Source organism: Pseudomonas gebzensis (assembly GCF_034427815.1).
GTDB lineage: Bacteria > Pseudomonadota > Gammaproteobacteria > Pseudomonadales > Pseudomonadaceae > Aquipseudomonas.
Genome location: NZ_JAXQNS010000005.1, coordinates 119,645 through 137,552 on the forward strand (window position 1 = coordinate 119,645; position 17,908 = coordinate 137,552).

Annotated in this window: 17 protein-coding genes; 14 read left to right on the plus strand and 3 right to left on the minus strand. The window is 64.2% G+C overall.

The window, feature by feature from the left end; all coding sequences use genetic code 11:
* Nucleotides 1-6: 6 nt before the first annotated feature.
* Entirely contained in the window at nt 7-294 is a 288-nt protein-coding gene (gene gatC / locus SJI00_RS11420; protein ID WP_312936847.1) for an Asp-tRNA(Asn)/Glu-tRNA(Gln) amidotransferase subunit GatC, read from the minus strand.
* A 204-nt stretch (nt 295-498) separates the two neighbouring features.
* Between gatC and mreB the strand changes: the two genes are divergently transcribed.
* The 8 genes from mreB to tldD all read left to right on the plus strand — a co-directional run bounded on the left by mreB (nt 499) and on the right by tldD (nt 11,636).
* The gene (gene mreB / locus SJI00_RS11425; protein WP_296263119.1) at nt 499-1,536 is read left to right on the plus strand and encodes a rod shape-determining protein MreB; all 1,038 of its coding nucleotides are present in this window, start codon (nt 499-501) and stop codon (nt 1,534-1,536) included.
* Nucleotides 1,537-1,742: 206 nt separating this feature from the next.
* Nucleotides 1,743-2,798, plus strand: a complete 1,056-nt coding sequence (mreC, locus tag SJI00_RS11430; protein ID WP_416221027.1) for a rod shape-determining protein MreC — start codon at nt 1,743-1,745, stop codon at nt 2,796-2,798.
* Nucleotides 2,798-3,286: a rod shape-determining protein MreD gene (gene mreD, locus SJI00_RS11435; RefSeq protein WP_322461818.1), complete on the plus strand. Its 489-nt coding sequence runs from the start codon at nt 2,798-2,800 to the stop codon at nt 3,284-3,286. Before mreC ends, mreD begins: the two co-directional genes overlap by 1 nt.
* A gap of 34 nt (nt 3,287-3,320) precedes the next feature.
* Nucleotides 3,321-3,896: a Maf family protein gene (locus tag SJI00_RS11440; RefSeq protein WP_322461819.1), complete on the plus strand. Its 576-nt coding sequence runs from the start codon at nt 3,321-3,323 to the stop codon at nt 3,894-3,896.
* A gap of 80 nt (nt 3,897-3,976) precedes the next feature.
* Nucleotides 3,977-5,434 (plus strand): ribonuclease G, encoded by a 1,458-nt coding sequence (rng, locus tag SJI00_RS11445; protein WP_322461820.1) that lies wholly within the window; start codon nt 3,977-3,979, stop codon nt 5,432-5,434.
* A gap of 73 nt (nt 5,435-5,507) precedes the next feature.
* Nucleotides 5,508-9,326, plus strand: a complete 3,819-nt coding sequence (locus SJI00_RS11450; protein WP_322461821.1) for a YhdP family protein — start codon at nt 5,508-5,510, stop codon at nt 9,324-9,326.
* A 13-nt stretch (nt 9,327-9,339) separates the two neighbouring features.
* Complete coding sequence (locus SJI00_RS11455; RefSeq protein WP_322461822.1) at nt 9,340-10,194, plus strand: carbon-nitrogen hydrolase family protein; 855 nt, start codon at nt 9,340-9,342, stop codon at nt 10,192-10,194.
* 2 nt (nt 10,195-10,196) lie between these two features.
* Nucleotides 10,197-11,636 carry a metalloprotease TldD gene (gene tldD, locus SJI00_RS11460; protein ID WP_322461823.1) on the plus strand — a complete coding sequence of 480 codons (1,440 nt, stop codon included), beginning with the start codon at nt 10,197-10,199 and terminating at the stop codon, nt 11,634-11,636.
* Between the two features lie 63 nt (nt 11,637-11,699).
* Here the strand turns inward: tldD and yjgA are convergent, their stop codons facing one another.
* Nucleotides 11,700-12,221 (minus strand): ribosome biogenesis factor YjgA, encoded by a 522-nt coding sequence (gene yjgA / locus SJI00_RS11465; RefSeq protein ID WP_312937194.1) that lies wholly within the window; start codon nt 12,219-12,221, stop codon nt 11,700-11,702.
* Between the two features lie 108 nt (nt 12,222-12,329).
* Between yjgA and pmbA the strand changes: the two genes are divergently transcribed.
* The 6 genes from pmbA to SJI00_RS11495 all read left to right on the plus strand — a co-directional run bounded on the left by pmbA (nt 12,330) and on the right by SJI00_RS11495 (nt 17,592).
* On the plus strand, nt 12,330-13,676 hold the full coding sequence (gene pmbA, locus SJI00_RS11470) for a metalloprotease PmbA (protein ID WP_322461824.1): 1,347 nt from the start codon (nt 12,330-12,332) through the stop codon (nt 13,674-13,676).
* 139 nt (nt 13,677-13,815) lie between these two features.
* Complete coding sequence (locus tag SJI00_RS11475; RefSeq protein ID WP_322461825.1) at nt 13,816-14,217, plus strand: FagA protein; 402 nt, start codon at nt 13,816-13,818, stop codon at nt 14,215-14,217.
* Complete coding sequence (locus SJI00_RS11480; protein ID WP_322461826.1) at nt 14,210-15,586, plus strand: class II fumarate hydratase; 1,377 nt, start codon at nt 14,210-14,212, stop codon at nt 15,584-15,586. The genes SJI00_RS11475 and SJI00_RS11480 overlap by 8 nt, the downstream gene beginning before the upstream one ends.
* 26 nt (nt 15,587-15,612) lie before the next feature.
* Nucleotides 15,613-16,074: a DUF2753 family protein gene (locus tag SJI00_RS11485; RefSeq protein ID WP_322461827.1), complete on the plus strand. Its 462-nt coding sequence runs from the start codon at nt 15,613-15,615 to the stop codon at nt 16,072-16,074.
* 1 nt (nt 16,075) lies between these two features.
* On the plus strand, nt 16,076-16,687 hold the full coding sequence (locus SJI00_RS11490; RefSeq protein WP_322461828.1) for a superoxide dismutase: 612 nt from the start codon (nt 16,076-16,078) through the stop codon (nt 16,685-16,687).
* An 11-nt stretch (nt 16,688-16,698) separates the two neighbouring features.
* The gene (locus SJI00_RS11495; protein WP_322461829.1) at nt 16,699-17,592 is read left to right on the plus strand and encodes a ZIP family metal transporter; all 894 of its coding nucleotides are present in this window, start codon (nt 16,699-16,701) and stop codon (nt 17,590-17,592) included.
* A gap of 31 nt (nt 17,593-17,623) precedes the next feature.
* Here SJI00_RS11495 and SJI00_RS11500 read toward each other — a convergent pair whose 3' ends face one another.
* Entirely contained in the window at nt 17,624-17,896 is a 273-nt protein-coding gene (locus SJI00_RS11500; protein WP_322461830.1) for an HPr family phosphocarrier protein, read from the minus strand.
* Between the last annotated feature and the right edge of the window lie 12 nt (nt 17,897-17,908).

The window sequence follows — 17,908 nt, forward strand, 5'->3', positions numbered from 1 at the left end:
TATCCCTTACTCGATGACTTTCGGAACCAGGTACAGACCGTTTTCGGTCGCTGGGGCAATGGCCTGGTAGCGCTCGCGCTGATTCTGCTCGGTGACCTGATCGGGCCGCAGGCGCTGGCTGGCTTCCAGGGGGTGGGCAAGGGGCTCGATGCCGTCGGTGTCGACCGATTGCATCTGGTCGACGAGCCCGAGGATGCTGTTCAAGGCATCGGTAATGCGTGGCAGTTCGGCTTCATCGAGGCCCAAACGGGCCAGATGAGCGATCTTTTCCACGTCGCAGCGTTGAAGCGCCATGGGGATCTCCAGGACTAGGAAACAAAAGGGAACAATTACCCGATGAGGAACATGCCGGCGGTTTGGCGGTCAAAGGGCCGCGATCTTCTGCTGGCGTGCTCGGAAAAACTGCCAATTTAACATATTGGCTCCTTGCCCAAAATCCCCGCCATTGTTAGAGTTTGCCGCACTTTTTTACCCACGCTTTCCCAGGGTCACTTTCCCATGTTCAAGAAACTGCGTGGCATGTTTTCCAGCGATCTGTCGATCGACCTGGGGACGGCCAACACTCTAATCTACGTGCGTGAGCGCGGTATCGTACTGAATGAACCCTCGGTTGTTGCCATCCGTACCCACGGCAACCAGAAAAGCGTCGTGGCAGTCGGTACCGAAGCCAAGCGCATGTTGGGCCGTACCCCTGGCAACATCGCTGCCATCCGTCCGATGAAGGATGGCGTGATTGCCGATTTCAGCGTTTGTGAAAAAATGCTGCAGTACTTCATCAACAAGGTTCATGAAAACAGCTTCCTGCAGCCCAGCCCGCGTGTGCTGATCTGTGTTCCGTGCAAATCCACCCAGGTTGAGCGCCGCGCCATTCGCGAGTCGGCCCTGGGTGCGGGCGCACGTGAAGTGTTCCTGATCGAAGAGCCCATGGCCGCGGCCATCGGCGCCGGTCTGCCGGTGGAAGAAGCCCGTGGCTCGATGGTCGTCGACATCGGCGGTGGCACCACCGAAATTGCCCTCATCTCGCTCAATGGCGTGGTGTATGCCGAGTCCGTGCGCGTCGGTGGCGACCGCTTCGACGAAGCCATCGTCACTTATGTTCGCCGCAACTACGGCAGCCTCATCGGTGAGTCCACCGCCGAGCGCATCAAGCAGGAAATCGGCACCGCCTACCCAGGTGGCGAAACCCGCGAAGTGGATGTCCGTGGCCGCAACCTGGCCGAAGGCGTTCCGCGTGCCTTCACCCTCAACTCCAATGAAGTGCTCGAAGCGCTGCAGGAATCGTTGGCCACCATCGTTCAGGCAGTCAAGAGCGCGCTGGAGCAATCGCCACCAGAGCTGGCCTCTGACATCGCCGAACGCGGCCTGGTGCTGACCGGCGGTGGCGCACTGCTGCGCGATCTGGACAAGCTGCTGGCCCAGGAAACCGGGCTGCCGGTGATCGTCGCCGAAGACCCGCTCACCTGCGTCGCCCGCGGTGGTGGTCGCGCGCTGGAAATGATGGACAAACACGCCATGGACCTGCTGTCCAGCGAGTGATCCACGCAGTTGCCGTGTTCCCGCAACCTTCCCCCGCGCTTTACAGGTAGCACCCACGGTGCTACCTGTATGCGTCGGCCGGCGTCGGTCGGTGCGTCGTTTCCGTCAACCTGCAACCAGGCTGGTTCGTTGTCCCATGTCCAATGACCTCCTGAGTCGTCCACGAGGAACGGCCCATTAAACCGCTTTTCTCCAAAGGCCCTTCGCTGGGCATCCGCCTGTTGGTATTGGTCGTGCTGTCGGTCGCGCTGATGGTGGTCGACGCGCGTTTTGCCGTGCTCAAACCGGTACGCAGCCAGATGGGCCTGGTGTTGATGGAATCCTACTGGATCACCGACTTGCCGCAACGTATCTGGCAAGGCGTGGCCGGGCAGTTCGGCAGCCGTACCGAGCTGATTGCGGAAAACGAAAAGCTCAAGACCGAAGCCCTGCTGCTGCAGGGGCGCTTGCAGAAGCTGGCGGCGCTGACCGAACAGAACGTGCGCTTGCGCGAGCTGCTCAATTCTTCTGCGTTGGTCAATGAAAAGGTCGAAGTGGCCGAGCTGATCGGCGTCGATCCCAATCCCTTTACCCACCGCATCCTGATCAACAAGGGCGAGCGCGACGGCGTGTTCCTCGGCCAGCCGGTACTCGATGCCCGCGGCCTGATGGGCCAAGTGGTCGAGCTGATGCCCTATACCGCGCGGGTCCTGCTGCTGACCGATTCCACACACAGCATTCCGGTGCAGATCAACCGTAACGGCCTGCGCGCCATCGCCAGCGGCACCGGCAACCCGGAACGCCTGGAGTTGCGCCATGTGGCCGACACGGCCGATGTCAAGGAAGGCGACCTGTTGGTCAGCTCCGGCATGGGCGAGCGCTTCCCAGCGGGTTATCCGGTGGCCACGGTCAACGAAGTCATCCACGACTCCGGCCAACCCTTCGCCATTGTGCGCGCCATCCCCACCGCCTCGTTGAACCGCAGCCGTTACATGCTGCTGGTGTTCAGCGACAGCCGTACCCCGGAACAGCGCGCCACTGACGCGGCGCTGGCCCAGGAAGAGGCGGACCGCAAGGGCGCGGCAGGCGCCACGCCGGCGCCGGCCACCGGCCAGGGTGGCGCTAACCCGGCAGCCCCCGCCGGCCAGTCGACCCCGACCCAGAACCCCACGGCTCAGCCCGGCACGCCTCAGAACGCCGCGCCGTCCTCTGGCACGCCTGCCACTGGCACCGCAGCCCCGGCGCCGTCGCCGGCGTCGGCGGCACAACCTCGGAGGCAATGATGGTGCGTCTGCGTAGCAACTACGGCTGGGTGATCTGGCTGACGTTCGCCCTTGGCCTGCTGCTCAGCGTCTCGCCGATGCCGCAGTTTCTCGAAGTCTTCCGGCCCATGTGGCTGGCGATGCTGGTGTCGTTCTGGGCGCTGGCCCTGCCGCATCGGGTCGGCATGACCACTGCGTTCGTCCTGGGCCTTGCCGAAGACGTGCTGTACGGCACCTTGCTCGGGCAAAACGCTCTGGTGCTCACCCTCATTACCTTCCTGGTGCTGACCTTGCAGCAGCGCATGCGCAATTTCCCCATGTGGCAGCAGAGCCTGGTGATCCTGGTGATCTTCGGCATCGCACAGCTGGTGCAGCTGTGGCTCAGCGCCCTCACCGGCAACCGCCTGCCGACCCTTGCGCTGGTCTGGTCAGCGTTCATCAGTGCCGTGCTGTGGCCGTGGCTGAGTTTCGCATTGCGCGATCTGCGCCGCAGATTGCGCATCAACTAGCGGTTTCTGAACACTGTCACGGAGACAACCCCCAATGCCCCCGTTCTACCTGGCCTCAGGCTCCCCGCGACGCCGTGAATTGCTGGCCCAGGTGGGCGTGCCGTTTTCCGTGCTCAACGCTCCGATCGATGAAGCCCTGCTGCCAGGCGAAACCGCCCAGCGCTACGTCGAACGCCTGGCCCAGGCCAAGGCACGGGCCGGATTCGCCTCGTTGCAGGCCCCAGGCGTGGTGCTCGGCGCCGACACGGTGGTGGTGCTCGACGGGCAGGTGCTGGGCAAACCCGGCGATGCCGACCAGGCTCAGGCCATGCTCCTCGGCCTCTCCGGGCGCAGCCATCAGGTGCTGACCGCCGTGGCCCTTACCGATGGCATGACTACCCGCAGCCTGTGCGTCAGCACGGCGGTCGGCTTCCGTGAAATTTCCAGTGCCGAGGCACAACGCTACTGGGCCAGCGGCGAGCCGGCAGACAAAGCCGGCGGCTACGCCATCCAGGGCCTGGGCGCGGTCTTCGTCAGGCATATCAGCGGCAGCTATTCCGCAGTGGTGGGGTTACCCTTGTTCGAGACCGCCGAGTTGCTTGGCACGTTTGGCATCGACTGCTGGCAATAGGCATCGGCGTCGATTGCAGAGGGTCGCCAAAGGCTGCTGGACGACCCATCATTACCTGATACGTCTGACGAGAAACTGCCATGAGTGAAGAGATTCTGATCAACATCACGCCGATGGAATCACGCGTGGCAGTGGTCGAAAACGGGGTATTGCAAGAGGTGCATGTCGAGCGCACCCAGCGCCGCGGCATCGTTGGCAACATCTACAAGGGCAAGGTGGTGCGCGTGCTGCCCGGCATGCAGGCGGCGTTCGTCGACATCGGCCTTGAGCGTGCGGCGTTCATCCATGCCTCGGAAATCTCGTTGCGCGAAGGCGCGGCGGTGGAAACCATCAGCGCCCTGGTGCACGAAGGCCAGGGCCTGGTGGTGCAGGTCACCAAGGACCCGATCGGCACCAAGGGCGCCCGGCTCACCACGCAGCTGTCGATCCCGTCGCGCTACCTGGTGTACATGCCGCGCAGCAGTCACGTGGGCATCTCGTTGAAGATCGAAGACGAAGCCGAGCGCGAGCGCCTCAAGCAGGTGGTCAACGGCTGCATGGCCCAGGAAGAGATGAAGGATGCCGGCGGCTTCATTCTGCGTACCGCTGCCGAAGGCGCGCGGGCCGAAGACATCCTGCAAGACATCCGCTACCTGCGCCGGCTCTGGGAGCAGATCAGCAGCCAGATGAAAACCTGCGGCGCGCCGACGGTCATCTATGAAGACCTGGGTCTGGCCCTGCGAACCCTGCGTGACTTGGTCAACGCCAAGATCGAGAAGGTGCGCATCGATTCGCGGGAAACCTTCCAGAAAACCACCCAGTTCGTCGGCGAACTCATGCCCGAGCTCGCCAGCCGCCTGGAGCATTACCCCGGTGAACGCCCGATTTTCGATCTGTACGGCGTCGAGGATGAAATCCAGCGCGCACTCGAGCGCAAGGTGCCGCTCAAGTCCGGCGGTTACCTGATCGTCGACCCGGCCGAAGCGATGACCACGATCGACGTCAACACCGGCGCCTTCGTCGGCCACCGCAACCTTGAGGAAACCATCTTCAAGACCAATCTGGAGGCCGCCACTGCCATCGCTCGCCAGCTGCGCCTGCGCAACCTGGGCGGCATCATCATCATCGACTTCATCGACATGGAAGACGAAGAGCACCAGCGCCAGGTGCTGCGCACCCTGGAGAAGCAGCTCGAACGCGATCACGCCAAGACCAACATCATCGGCATCACCGAGCTGGGTCTGGTGCAGATGACCCGCAAGCGCACCCGCGAAAGCCTCGAACAGGTGCTGTGCGAGCCGTGCGCTGCCTGCCAGGGGCGCGGTCGCATGAAGACTCCGGAAACCATCTGCTACGAAATCTTCCGGGAAATCCTGCGGGTCGCGCGCGCCTACCAGGCCGAAGGCTACCGGGTGCTGGCCAACCAGAAAGTGGTCGATCGCCTGCTGGACGAAGAGTCTGGCAACGTCGCGGAGCTTGAGGCGTTCATCGGTCGAACCATCCGCTTCCAGGTCGAGTCCATGTATTCGCAGGAGCAGTACGACGTGGTGCTGCTCTGAGCGCGGTTGATGCCGCACGCCCAGTCACCGGCGCGCTGCCCACGGCCATCATCGAACGATCATCTGGAGGGCCATGGCCATGGGGCGTATGACGCACGTTCCAGGCGCCTTGACCCGTTGGGGCCTGGGCGTCTGTGCACTGCTGGCGGTGCTGGTGGCGCTGTATGCAAGCCTCGGCCGCGTGCTGGTGCCGCTGGTTGCCGAATACCGCAGTGACCTGGAGGCCAAGGTTGCCGAGGCGGCCGGGGTGCCGGTTCACATTGGCGCGCTGCAAGGGCAGTGGGCACGGCTGTCACCGATCATCACCCTGCGCGACGTGCAGGTGGGCGAAGGCAAGGCGGCGCTGCGTGTGGACGACATCAAGGTGGTGCCGGACCTGTGGGCCAGCCTCAAGGCGCGCGAAGTGCGCCTGGCCAACCTGCAGATAAGTGGCGTGCAGCTGATCGTTCGCGAAGACCAGAACGGCAAGTGGACGCTGCAAGACGTGCCCAAGCGCGATGATGCGCCCCTCGACCCCGAACAGATGCTCAAGCAACTGCGCCAGCTCGGGCGCGTCGATCTGTTCGACAGCCAGGTGACGCTGCACCCTTGGCAACGCGAACCCTTGACCCTGACCTACGTGGAGCTTGGCCTCAAGGCAGGCAGCCGGCGCCAGAGGCTGGAACTGCAGGCCACCTTGCCTGACGGGCAACGCCTGTCGGCCGTGGTGCATAGCCAGGCGCAGGCCGAGCGCTGGCGTCAGGGCGCGTTACAAGGCTACCTGCACCTGCCACAGGCCGATTGGGCGGCTTGGCTGCCGCCGCGCCTGCTGGCCGACTGGAAGGCGCAGACGCTGACCGCAGGCGGCGAGATGTGGCTGCGGTGGGGCGAAGAAAAGCTCCAGGAAGCGGTGGTTCGGCTCGGCGCCCCACACCTGCAAGGCGCCTACCAAGGGCGCAAACCCATCAGCCTGAAGGACGTCAGCGTCGCCGCCTGGCTGCAGCGCACTGACCAAGGCCTGCAGGTGCAGGTCGACTCGCTGGCGGCGCAGATCGGCGATACAGCCTGGCAATCGCGTCTCAAACTGCAGCAGAGCCAAGGCGATACCGCGCAGCAAGAGACCTGGCAGGTGCAGGCTGATCGTGTCGACCTGACCCCGCTGACTGCTGTCATCGACGCCCTTGCGCCCTTGCCCGAACAAGCCATGAAGGCGGTTGACGCGCTCCAGGTGACGGGAGCGCTGCGCAACCTGCGCCTGGACCTGCGTCCGCACGCCGAGGGCGATCAGCGCCTGCAGTTCGCGGCCAACCTCGACAAGATCGGCTTCGACGCTTATCACGGCGCGCCGGCGGCCGGTAACGTCAGCGGCAGCATCAGCGGTGACCTGGGCCACGGCGAACTGCGCCTGGACAGTGAGGCGTTCATGCTTCACCTGTACCCGATCTTCGACAAACCCTGGCACTACCAGCAGGCCAACGCGCGTCTGACCTGGGCTCTGAACAAGCAAGGCTTCACCCTGGTCGCCCCGTACCTGAAGGTCAAGGGCGAGGAGGGCAACATCGCCGGCGACTTCCTGATCCGTCTGTTCCTGGAGCCGGGTCACGAAGACTACATGGACCTGCGCGTAGGGCTTACCGACGGCGACGGCCGCTATACCGCCAAGTACCTGCCTGCGGTGTTGAGCGACGAGGTGGACCACTGGCTGCGCAGTGCCATCGTCAAGGGTGACGTCGACGAAGGTTATTTCCAGTACCAGGGCTCGCTGCATCACGACGCGCCGGCCCATGCCCGCAACATCAGCCTGTTCTTCGACGTGCGCAATGCGGTCCTGGACTTCCAGCCCGGCTGGCCCGCGCTCAAGGACGTCGACGGCAAGGTCTACATCGACGATGCCGGCGTGCGCGTCGTGGCCGAGCGCGGGCGCATGCTCGATACCCAACTGAGCCAGGTCAAGGTCAATATCCCCCATGCTGCGCCAGGCCAGCACAGCCACCTGCTGGTGGAAGGCAAGGTCGATGGCAAGCTGGCCGATGGCGTTAAGATTCTCAAAGAGGCGCCCATCGGCGCTCAAAGCGTGTTCGCTGGATGGGAAGGCCAGGGGCCGCTGACCGGCAAGGTGACCCTGGACATTCCGCTGGCCAAGGGCCAGACGCCTAAGGTCCTGGTGGACTTCGCCACACGCGAGGCCAGCTTGAAAATCGCCTCGCCACAGTTGCAGCTCAGCCAGCTCACGGGTGATTTCACCTTCGACCTGGCCAAAGGGCTCAGCGGCCGTGACATCCGCTTCCGGGCTTTTGATCGGCCGGTTACCGCGCAGATTTCGGCGCTCGGCCAGGGCGGGCAGATGCAGACGCGCATCGATGCCACCGGCCAGGTGGCGCTGAACACGCTGACCCACTGGCTGCAGTTCAAGCAGGCGTTGCCGCTGGCAGGTGAACTGCCTTACCAGTTGCAGGTGAACCTGGGCAGCCGAGGCAACGACCTGATCGTCAATTCCTCGCTCAAAGGCTTGCAGATCGATTTGCCGGTGCCTTTCGGCAAGGCCGCGTCTACCGTGCGCAACAGCCGCTTCAGCCTGTCGCTGGACGGCGCCGAGCGACGCATGGACGCCCGCTACGCCGACCTCGCGCAACTGGCTTACGTGGCGCCGGCCGAGCGCTTGACCCAAGGGCGCGGGGAGCTGCTGCTCGGCAGTGGCCAGGCCACGCCGCCGGCTGGCCAGGGCCTGCGCTTGCGCGGTCGGCTCGAATCGCTGGATGTCGATGCCTGGCAGCAACAGGCCGGGCAGTTTGCCGGCGACGACCCTGGCGGCGGTGCCCGCCAGGTGCTGCAGAGCGCCGACCTGAGCATTGGCCAGATCAAGGCCTCTGGCATGACCCTGAACCAGGCCGTGGTACGGCTGACGCGCAGTGGCGGTGCCTGGGACCTGCGCCTGGACAGCCGCGAGGTGATTGGCGATGCCCGCCTGCCCGATGCCAAGGCCGCGCCGCTGGTGGTGCGCCTGCAAACCCTGCGCCTGCCACCGGCAGATCCCGGCCAGGCCGACGACGCCAAGGGTGCAGACCCACTGGCGAAGAACGACCCGCGCAAAACGCCTGCCCTGGACCTCACCATCGACAAGCTGTACCGCGGTGACGACTTGTATGGCCGCGTTGCGCTCAAGCTGCGGCCCAATGCCAAGGGCCTTGCCGTCAACGACATCGACGTCGACATGAAAGGCCTGCAAGCCAACGGCAGTGCAGCCTGGGAAGGCGCTCCCGGCGCGACCAACAGTTCGTACAGAGGCCGTGTGTCTGGCAAGAACCTGGCCGATATTCTCCAGGCTTGGGGTTTTGCGCCGTCGGTGACCAGCCGAGACTTCCATGTGGACATCGATGCACGCTGGCCAGGCTCGCCGGCCTGGGTGGGTCTGGATCGGGTGTCTGGCAGCCTGGACGCTTCGATGCGTGACGGTCAGTTCAAGGAAGTGGAGGGCGGTGCGCAAGCGTTGCGGGTATTCGGCTTGCTGAACTTCAACGCCTTGGGCCGCCGCCTGCGCCTGGACTTTTCCGACCTGTTCGGCAAGGGCCTGGCCTACGACCGGGTCAAGGGCCTGCTGGCGGTCAGCCGCGGTATCTACGTGACCCGCGAGCCCATTCTCATGACCGGCCCGTCGAGCGATATCGAGATCGACGGCACCTTGGACATGGTCCGCGAGCGCGTGGCGGCCAACGTCAATGTGTCCTTGCCGGTGACCAACAACCTGCCACTGGCGGCACTGATCGTCGGCGCACCGGCCATCGGGGGGGCGCTGTTCATCGTCGATCGGCTGCTCGGTGACCGGGTCTCGCGCTTCGCCAGCGTGAATTACCGCGTCGAGGGGCCGTACAAAGAGCCTAAGATCACCTTTGTGAAACCGTTTGAAAGAAAGTGACAGGAGCGTGCCCATGAGCGTGGCCGTGATTCAGATGGTGAGCCAGGATGACCTGCTGGCCAACCTGCACCAGGCCGGCCGTTTGCTGGAGCAGGCTGCGTTGGGCGGCGCACGCCTGGCGGTGCTGCCGGAAAACTTTGCCGCCATGGGCCGGCGCGACGCGGCGCAGATCGGTCTGCGGGAGGCCATGGGCGAAGGCCCGATCCTGCCCTGGTTGAAACGCACCGCCCGCGACCTCAAGTTATGGATAGTGGCTGGCACATTGCCGTTGCCGCCTGTCGACCAGCCGCAGAGCAAAGCGTGCGCATGTTCGCTGCTGGTCGATGATGCCGGTGAGGTAGTTGCGCGCTACGACAAGCTGCACCTGTTCGATGTGCAGGTCAGTGACCACCGCGGCCAGTATCGCGAGTCGGACGACTACGTGGCAGGGAGCCAGGTGGTGGTGGCCGATACCCCGGTGGGCCGTTTGGGCCTGACGGTCTGTTACGACCTGCGTTTCCCCGAGTTGTACAGTGCGTTGCGCGCGGCCGGTGCCGAGCTGATCAGCGCGCCGTCGGCCTTCACCGCCGTGACCGGTGCGGCGCACTGGGAAGTGCTGATTCGCGCGCGCGCCATCGAAACGCAATGCTATGTACTGGCAGCGGCCCAAGGCGGGATGCACCCGGGGCCGCGTGAAACCCATGGCCATGCCGCGATTGTCGACCCTTGGGGGCGCATCGTGGCCGAACAGGCGCGCGGTGAGGCCGTCTTGCTGGCCACTCGCGATGCCGAAGAACAAGCGTCCATCCGGACGCGCATGCCGGTGTTCACCCACCGGCGCTTTTTCTCGCAGGACGCCGTGCGGCCTGCGCACACCTTGTTGGAGTGACTATGAGCCAGATGTTATCCACCGTCAGTGAGCACTTGCTGGCCCCGGGCGGCTTGACCCTAGACAGCCTGCAGAGCGTGTTGGGCGGGCTGGCGGGCCCGGGTATCGATGCGGCCGACCTGTATTTCCAGGGTCAGGTGTCGGAAACCTGGGCACTGGAAGACGGCATCGTCAAGGAAGGCAGCTTCAACCTCGACCAAGGCGTGGGCGTACGCGCTCAGTCTGGCGAAAAAACCGGCTTTGCCTATAGCAACGCCATCAATCTCGAAGCGCTGACTTCGGCTGCCACAGCCGCTCGGTCGATTTCCCGCGCGGGCCAGAACGGTCGCGTGCAGGCGTTCCGCACTCAGGACGTGCCCGCGCTGTACGCCGGTGACAACCCGCTCGATGTGCTCAGCCGTGCCGAGAAAGTCGAGCTGCTCAAGCGCGTCGATGTGGCCACGCGCGCACTCGACCCGCGCATTCAGCAGGTCAGCGTCAGCCTGGCCGGGGTCTGGGAGCGCATTCTGATCGCCGCCACCGACGGCAGCCTGGCCGCCGATGTGCGGCCGCTGGTGCGCTTCAACGTCAGTGTGATCGTGGAAAGCAACGGTCGCCGCGAACGGGGCGGGCAAGGCGGCGGCGGGCGTACCGATTACCGCTTCTTCACCGAAGAGCGGGTCATGGGGTATGCCCGCGAGGCCTTGCGCCAGGCGCTGGTCAACCTCGAAGCGGTGCCTGCGCCTGCTGGCACGTTGCCCGTGGTCCTGGGCTCGGGTTGGTCCGGGGTGCTGCTGCACGAAGCCGTAGGCCATGGCCTGGAAGGCGACTTCAATCGCAAGGGCAGTTCGGCGTTCAGTGGGCGTCTGGGTGAGCAGGTGGCCTCCACGCTCTGCACGATCGTCGATGACGGCACCCTGGAAGGTCGCCGTGGCTCGCTCAGCGTCGATGACGAGGGCACGCCCACCGAATGCACGACGCTGATCGAAAACGGCGTGCTCAAGGGCTACATGCAGGACAAGCTCAACGCGCGGCTGATGGGCATGGCGGTCACGGGTAACGGGCGGCGTGAGTCTTACGCGCACCTGCCGATGCCGCGCATGACCAACACCTACATGCGTGCCGGTGAAAGCGACCCCGAAGAGATCATTCGCTCGGTCAAGCGCGGCCTGTACTGCGCCAACCTCGGCGGTGGCCAGGTCGACATCACCAGCGGCAAGTTCGTGTTCTCCACCAGCGAGGCCTACCTGATCGAAGACGGCAAGATCACCGCCCCGGTCAAGGGTGCAACGCTGATCGGCAACGGCCCGGAAGCCATGCGTGGGGTGTCGATGGTGGGCAATGACCTGGCGCTGGACAGCGGCGTGGGCACCTGCGGCAAGGACGGTCAGTCCGTGCCGGTCGGCGTCGGCCAGCCGACTTTGAAGCTCGATGCGATCACCGTGGGCGGAACCGGGGCGTGAAGCCTGCCATCGAGGGGCTGCGCGTGAACACGGCATGCCCCGCGATGGGCGATGGGCAGGGCTTCAGCGCAGGCCGCGCTGCAGCTCGTCGAGGTCGCGGATGTATTTGAACACCTTGCGCGCGGCAGCCGGCGGCTTGTTGCGCGCCTTCTCGTGCTGGGCGTGGCGGATCAGCGAACGCAGTTGCTGGCGGTCGGTGTCGGGGTACTCGTTGACGAAGCGCTCGAGGTCTTCGTCAGTGCCGTCGACCAGCCGGTCGCGCCAACGCTCGAGGCTGTGGAAGCGCTCGTTGTACTGGCGGCTTGAGGTGTCGACCTGCTCGAACACCGCGTTGATCGCTTCCAGGTCCTGGTCGCGCATCAATTTGCCGACGAACGACATGTGCCGTTTGCGCGCAATGTGCGAGGTGTGTTTGCTGGCGTCAGCCAGTGCCTTGCGCAGCGCATCGGTCAGCGGCAGGCGGGCGAGGGTATCGGCCTTGAGGGTAGTCAGGCGTTCGCCCAGTTCGACCAGCGCAAGCAGCTCGCGCTTGATCTGGGTTTTGCTTTTTTCGCCGTCGAAGGCGTCGTCGTATGAATCAACCATGGTGGCAGTCCGCAGGAAATCGCCGCCATGATAACCAGTCGGGGGCCGCTTGTCCGGCCCGGTCGTAGCATGGCCCATGCCGAACGCAGAATTTGATGGGAGAGAACCATGAGTGCAGTCCAGAGCGTAGGCCCGAAGGACCTGCCGCTGTTGCAGGAGCAGGTCGAAGCGATCGTCGCCCAAGCGCGGCGCCAGGGCGCCAGCGCCTGCGAAGTGGCGGTATCGCTGGAGCAGGGGCTGTCCACCACGGTGCGTCAGCGCGAGGTGGAAACGGTCGAGTTCAACCGCGATCAGGGGTTTGGTATCACCTTGTACCTGGGCCAGCGCAAGGGCTCGGCGAGCACCTCGGCCAGCGGTCCGGAGGCGATTCGGGAAACGGTGGCGGCCGCATTGGCCATCGCCAAGCACACGTCCGAGGACGACTGTTCCGGGCTGGCCGACGCGGCGCTGATGGCGCATGAGGTGCCAGAGCTGGACCTCTATCACCACTGGGACATCAGCCCGGAGCAGGCCATCGAGCAGGCGCTGATCTGTGAAGCGGCCGCCTTTGACGCCGATTCGCGCATCGTCAATGCCGATGGCACCTCGCTGAACACCCACCAAGGCGTGCGTGTGTATGGCAACAGCCATGGTTTCATCGGCGGCTACGCCTCGACCCGGCACAGCCTGAGCTGCGTGATGATCGCCGAGGGGGGCGGGCAGATGCAGCGCGACTACTGGTACGACGTCAACCGCCAGGGACAGTTGCTGGCCGATCCACGCAGCATCGGCCAGCGCGCCGCGCAACGGGCTGCCAGCCGTCTGGGCGCGCGCCCGGTGCCAACGTGCGAAGTGCCGGTGCTGTTCTCCGCCGAGCTGGCCGGTGGGCTGTTCGGCAGCTTCCTGGGGGCGATCTCGGGCGGTAACTTGTACCGCAAGTCGTCCTTCCTCGAAGGCTGCCTGGGGCAGCGCCTGTTCCCCAGCTGGCTGACCCTCGATGAGCGTCCGCACATTCCACGCGCCATGGGCAGCGCAGGCTTCGATGGTGACGGTCTGGCCACTTACGCCAAGCCATTCGTGGAAAACGGCGAGTTGGTCTCGTACATCCTCGGTACCTATTCCGGGCGCAAACTGGGCCTGCCGAGCACCGCCAACTCCGGCGGCGTGCACAATCTGTTCGTGACCCATGGCGATCAGGACCAGGCGGCGCTGATTCGTCAGATGGATCGTGGGTTGCTCGTGACCGAGCTGATGGGCCATGGCCTGAACATGGTCACCGGCGATTACTCGCGCGGCGCTGCAGGCTATTGGGTGGAAAACGGCGAGATTCAATTCGCGGTGCAGGAGGTGACAATCGCCGGGAACATGAAAGACATGTTCCAGAAAATCGTGGCCATTGGCAGCGATCTTGAAACCCGTAGCAATATCCACACGGGCTCGGTGCTGATCGAACGGATGACCGTGGCGGGCAACTGACCGCGTTCATCCACACGCCTGAGCGCGACTTGTCTGAAAACGACCCGGCCATCGCGCCGGGTTTTTTGTTTAGGTCCCAGCACTTGAAGTGATTCTATTTATCAATTAATAATGAATATCATTACCCAAGTTACGGTCGATGCTGTTCATGAAAACCGTCCTCCACGAATTGCCCTACCTGGAAAACTGGCGCTGGCTGAGCCGGCGCATTCGCTGCGCCATCGAACCCGATGAGCCACGCCTGATCGAGCACTATCTCGCCGAAGGCCGCTACCTGGTGTGCTGTACCGAAACCGCACCCTGGACCGTCGCCCTTACCGCTTTCCGTCTACTTCTCGATACTGCCTGCGACCGTATGTTGCCGTGGCATTGGCGCTGCCAGTGCCTCGACCAGGCCTGGCGCCCGCTGCTCGACCTGCGCAACCTCGACCGCCAGGAGGGCAACCAGCGCTGGCAGCCCTATGCCCTGCAACTGGCCAGTTGCGCGTTGCTGCCGTCGATTACCCACGAAGAACTGATGCAAGGATTTGATGATGAGTGATACCCGTATCGAGCGTGACAGCATGGGTGAACTGCAGGTGCCGGTTCAGGCCCTGTACGGCGCCCAGACGCAACGCGCGGTCGACAACTTCCCGGTCAGCGGCCAGCGCATGCCCGTGCAGTTCATTCGTGCACTGCTGCTGGCCAAGGCCGCGGCGGCCAAGGCCAACGTCAAGCTCCAACAGATCAGCGCGCAGCAGGGCGAGGCCATCGTCAAGGCCGTGGAGCAACTGCTGGCCGATGACTTCATCGAGCATTTCCCGGTCGATGTGTACCAGACCGGCTCCGGCACCAGCTCCAACATGAACGCCAACGAAGTCATCGCGACGCTGGCCAGCCGCGTGCTGGGCGAAGCGGTCAATGCCAATGACCACGTCAATTGCGGGCAGAGCAGCAACGACATCATCCCTACCACGATCCACGTCAGCGCCGCGCTGGCGGTGCGCGAGCAACTGCTGCCCGCATTGACCCACCTGCAGCAGACCCTCGACAGCAAGGCCGCGCAGGTGCATCACCACATCAAGACCGGCCGCACGCACCTGATGGATGCCATGCCGGTGCGCCTGAGCCAAGTGCTTGGCGGCTGGTCGGCGCAGGTCAACGCTGCCCAGGCGCACATCGACGCCACCCTGCCGGCGGTACAGTGCCTGGCCCAGGGCGGCACCGCAGTCGGCACCGGGATCAACGCGCATCCGCAGTTCGCCGCAGGGTTTGCCCAGGAGCTGAGTGCCCTGTGCAAGATCGAATTCACACCAGGCGGCAATCTGTTCGCGCTGATCGGCTCGCAAGACACCGCCGTGGCCTTGTCAGGTCAGCTCAAGACCACCGCTGTGGCGCTGATGAAAATCGCCAACGATTTGCGCTGGATGAACTCAGGCCCCTTGGCTGGCCTGGGCGAGATCGAACTGGAAGCGCTGCAGCCGGGTTCCTCGATCATGCCGGGCAAGGTCAATCCGGTGATTCCAGAAGCCACGGCAATGGTGGCTGCGCAGGTCATCGGCAACGACGCCACCATCGCGGTGGCCGGCCAGTCGGGCAACTTCGAGCTGAACGTGATGCTGCCGGTGATCGCCCGCAACCTGCTGGAAAGTATCGAACTGCTGGCCAATGTCAGTCGCCTGCTCGCCGACAAGGCCATCAGCACCTTCAAGGTCAATGACACCAAGCTCAAGGAAGCGCTGTCGCGCAACCCGATCCTGGTGACTGCGCTGAACCCGATCATTGGCTACCTCAAGGCCGCCGAGATCGCCAAGACTGCCTACAAGCAAGGGCGGCCGATCATCGACGTGGCGCTGGAGCACACGGACTTGTCCCGTGAGCAGCTCCTGGCCCTGCTCGATCCGGAAAAGCTGACTGCCGGCGGCCTCTGAGCCGCCACCTGCCGAGGAGTTGAGTCATGCAGCACTGGAAACGCACCACGCAACACGCCAACGGTCTGTTCGAGCAGGGCGATCTGGTCGATGCACGGGAGCTTTACCTGCAAGCCCTGGCATTGGCCCAGGTGTTGTTCGAGCGCTGGCATGACGTCGATGAAGCGGTGGCGGTGTTCGTCATCGCCCACCACAACCTCGCTGACCTGCACCTGCAACTGAATCAGCCTCACGAAAGCGCCGATTATCTATGTTCGGCCCACCAGCGCCTGTTGCAGGCCAGCCAGGAGGCCCGCTTGCCGCAGGCACTGCGCGATGCCGCCTTGCGCCATAGCGCCAAGACCTACACCGAACTGCTGAATTTCATCGCCGAATATGGCCAATACCCACGTACCGAACGACTGCTCGGCCGCCATGCCGCCTCGGCCAGCGAGCTGGCAGCGCAAGTGGACGTGATCTCCACCCCTTCTGCCTACGGAATGCACTGACATGCCTTACACCTTGCCTGCAATGCCCTACGCCTATGACGCGCTCGAGCCGCACATCGACGCGCAGACCATGGAAATCCACCACACCAAGCACCACCAGACCTACGTCAATGGCCTCAACGCCGCAGTGGAAAATACCGAGTGGGCTGAGTGGCCCGTCGAAAAACTGGTCGCGGCGGTCAAGCAACTGCCCGAGAACCTGCGCGGCGCGGTGACCAACCATGGCGGTGGCCATGCTAATCACAGCCTGTTCTGGACCGTCATGTCGCCCAAGGGCGGCGGCCAGCCGCAGGGCCAGTCGAGCCAGGCCATCGATGCGCAGCTGGGCGGTTTCGAGGCCTTCAAGGAAGCGTTCACCAAGGCTGCGCTGACCCGCTTCGGCAGCGGCTGGGCCTGGCTGAGCGTGACGCCGCAGAAACAGCTGGTGGTGGAAAGCAGCGGTAACCAGGACAGCCCGCTGATGCATGGCAACACGCCGATTCTAGGCCTCGACGTCTGGGAGCACGCCTACTACCTGAAGTACCAGAACCGCCGGCCCGAATACATCGGCGCCTTCTACAACGTGATCGACTGGGCTGAAGTCGAACGTCGCTTCCTCGAAGCCACTTCGTGAGTTGATCGCCGATGCGCTCACAGGTGATGTCAGTCAGCAGCGTGCGCCTGTTCAGGCAGGCGCTGGGTACCTTGCTGGTGCTGGTCGGCACCGCGCTGTTAGTGACGCGGGGCATTGCGTGGCTCGATCTTGAGCCACGCATGATGCGGGCGTTGCAAGGGGGAGCGTTGTGCGCGCTGGGGACGGCGCTGGGCGCGGTGCCGGTGCTGGTTATCCGCAACATGCCGGTGGCGGTGGCCGATACCCTGCTGGGTTTCGGCGCCGGGGTCATGCTGGCGGCCACTGCGTTTTCCCTGGTCATTCCGGGATTGGCTGCTGCGCAGTCGATCGGCTACACCCCTTGGGGTGCTGGAGGGCTGATCAGCCTGGGCCTGCTCAGTGGGGCGCTGTGCCTGTTTCTGGTCGACCTGAAAGTCTCGGGTGCCTCGCCCGAAGCCTTGGTTGGCAGCGGCACGGAGCCAGTGATTGCCGCACGTATCTGGTTGTTCGTCATTGCCATCATCGCTCACAACATTCCCGAGGGCATGGCCATCGGGGTGTCGGCAGGGGGCGGCATGCCAGATGCCGATAGCCTGGCCATGGGCATCGCCTTGCAGGACGTCCCCGAGGGATTGGTGATTGCGCTGGTGCTGGCCGGTGCTGGCATGTCGCGGTTCAGGGCATTCCTGATTGGCGCGGCATCAGGGCTGGTCGAGCCGGTCGCGGCGGTGATCTGTGCCTGGCTGGTGAACGTTGCCGAGTTGCTGCTGCCATTGGGCCTTGCCTGTGCGGCGGGGGCGATGCTGCTGGTGGTCACACAGGAGATCATTCCGGAGTCGCGCAGCAACGGGCACCACCGGCTGGCCAGCCTGGGCCTGTGCATTGGCTTCTGTCTGATGATGGTGATGGACACGGCAATGTCCTGACTGTCAGGACATTGAGGGCAGGGGCGGGCGTTTACTCGCCTTCGTCGAATTTGTTCTCGATCAGTTCGACCAGCGCTGCCAGCGCGACATCGTCGTGCTCGCCTTCGGTAAACAGGTGCACCTGGGTGCCTTTGCCAGCAGCCAGCATCATCACCGCCATGATGCTCTTGCCGTCCACCAGTTTGTCGGGGGCACGGCCAACCTTGACCTGACAGGGAAAACGCCCGGCCACACCCACGAACTTGGCAGCTGCGCGGGCGTGCAGGCCCAGCTTGTTGACGATGGTGATTTCACGGGCGGGCATTGGCGGGTGGAT

Coding starts and splice junctions, on each gene's coding strand:
- gatC (WP_312936847.1), bottom strand. CDS start 294: ATGGCGCTTCAACGCTGCGACGTGGAAAAGATCGCTCATCTGGCCCGT.
- mreB (WP_296263119.1), top strand. CDS start 499: ATGTTCAAGAAACTGCGTGGCATGTTTTCCAGCGATCTGTCGATCGAC.
- mreD (WP_322461818.1), top strand. CDS start 2,798: ATGGTGCGTCTGCGTAGCAACTACGGCTGGGTGATCTGGCTGACGTTC.
- SJI00_RS11440 (WP_322461819.1), top strand. CDS start 3,321: ATGCCCCCGTTCTACCTGGCCTCAGGCTCCCCGCGACGCCGTGAATTG.
- rng (WP_322461820.1), top strand. CDS start 3,977: ATGAGTGAAGAGATTCTGATCAACATCACGCCGATGGAATCACGCGTG.
- SJI00_RS11450 (WP_322461821.1), top strand. CDS start 5,508: ATGGCCATGGGGCGTATGACGCACGTTCCAGGCGCCTTGACCCGTTGG.
- SJI00_RS11455 (WP_322461822.1), top strand. CDS start 9,340: ATGAGCGTGGCCGTGATTCAGATGGTGAGCCAGGATGACCTGCTGGCC.
- tldD (WP_322461823.1), top strand. CDS start 10,197: ATGAGCCAGATGTTATCCACCGTCAGTGAGCACTTGCTGGCCCCGGGC.
- yjgA (WP_312937194.1), bottom strand. CDS start 12,221: ATGGTTGATTCATACGACGACGCCTTCGACGGCGAAAAAAGCAAAACC.
- pmbA (WP_322461824.1), top strand. CDS start 12,330: ATGAGTGCAGTCCAGAGCGTAGGCCCGAAGGACCTGCCGCTGTTGCAG.
- SJI00_RS11475 (WP_322461825.1), top strand. CDS start 13,816: ATGCTGTTCATGAAAACCGTCCTCCACGAATTGCCCTACCTGGAAAAC.
- SJI00_RS11480 (WP_322461826.1), top strand. CDS start 14,210: ATGAGTGATACCCGTATCGAGCGTGACAGCATGGGTGAACTGCAGGTG.
- SJI00_RS11485 (WP_322461827.1), top strand. CDS start 15,613: ATGCAGCACTGGAAACGCACCACGCAACACGCCAACGGTCTGTTCGAG.
- SJI00_RS11490 (WP_322461828.1), top strand. CDS start 16,076: ATGCCTTACACCTTGCCTGCAATGCCCTACGCCTATGACGCGCTCGAG.
- SJI00_RS11495 (WP_322461829.1), top strand. CDS start 16,699: ATGCGCTCACAGGTGATGTCAGTCAGCAGCGTGCGCCTGTTCAGGCAG.
- SJI00_RS11500 (WP_322461830.1), bottom strand. CDS start 17,896: ATGCCCGCCCGTGAAATCACCATCGTCAACAAGCTGGGCCTGCACGCC.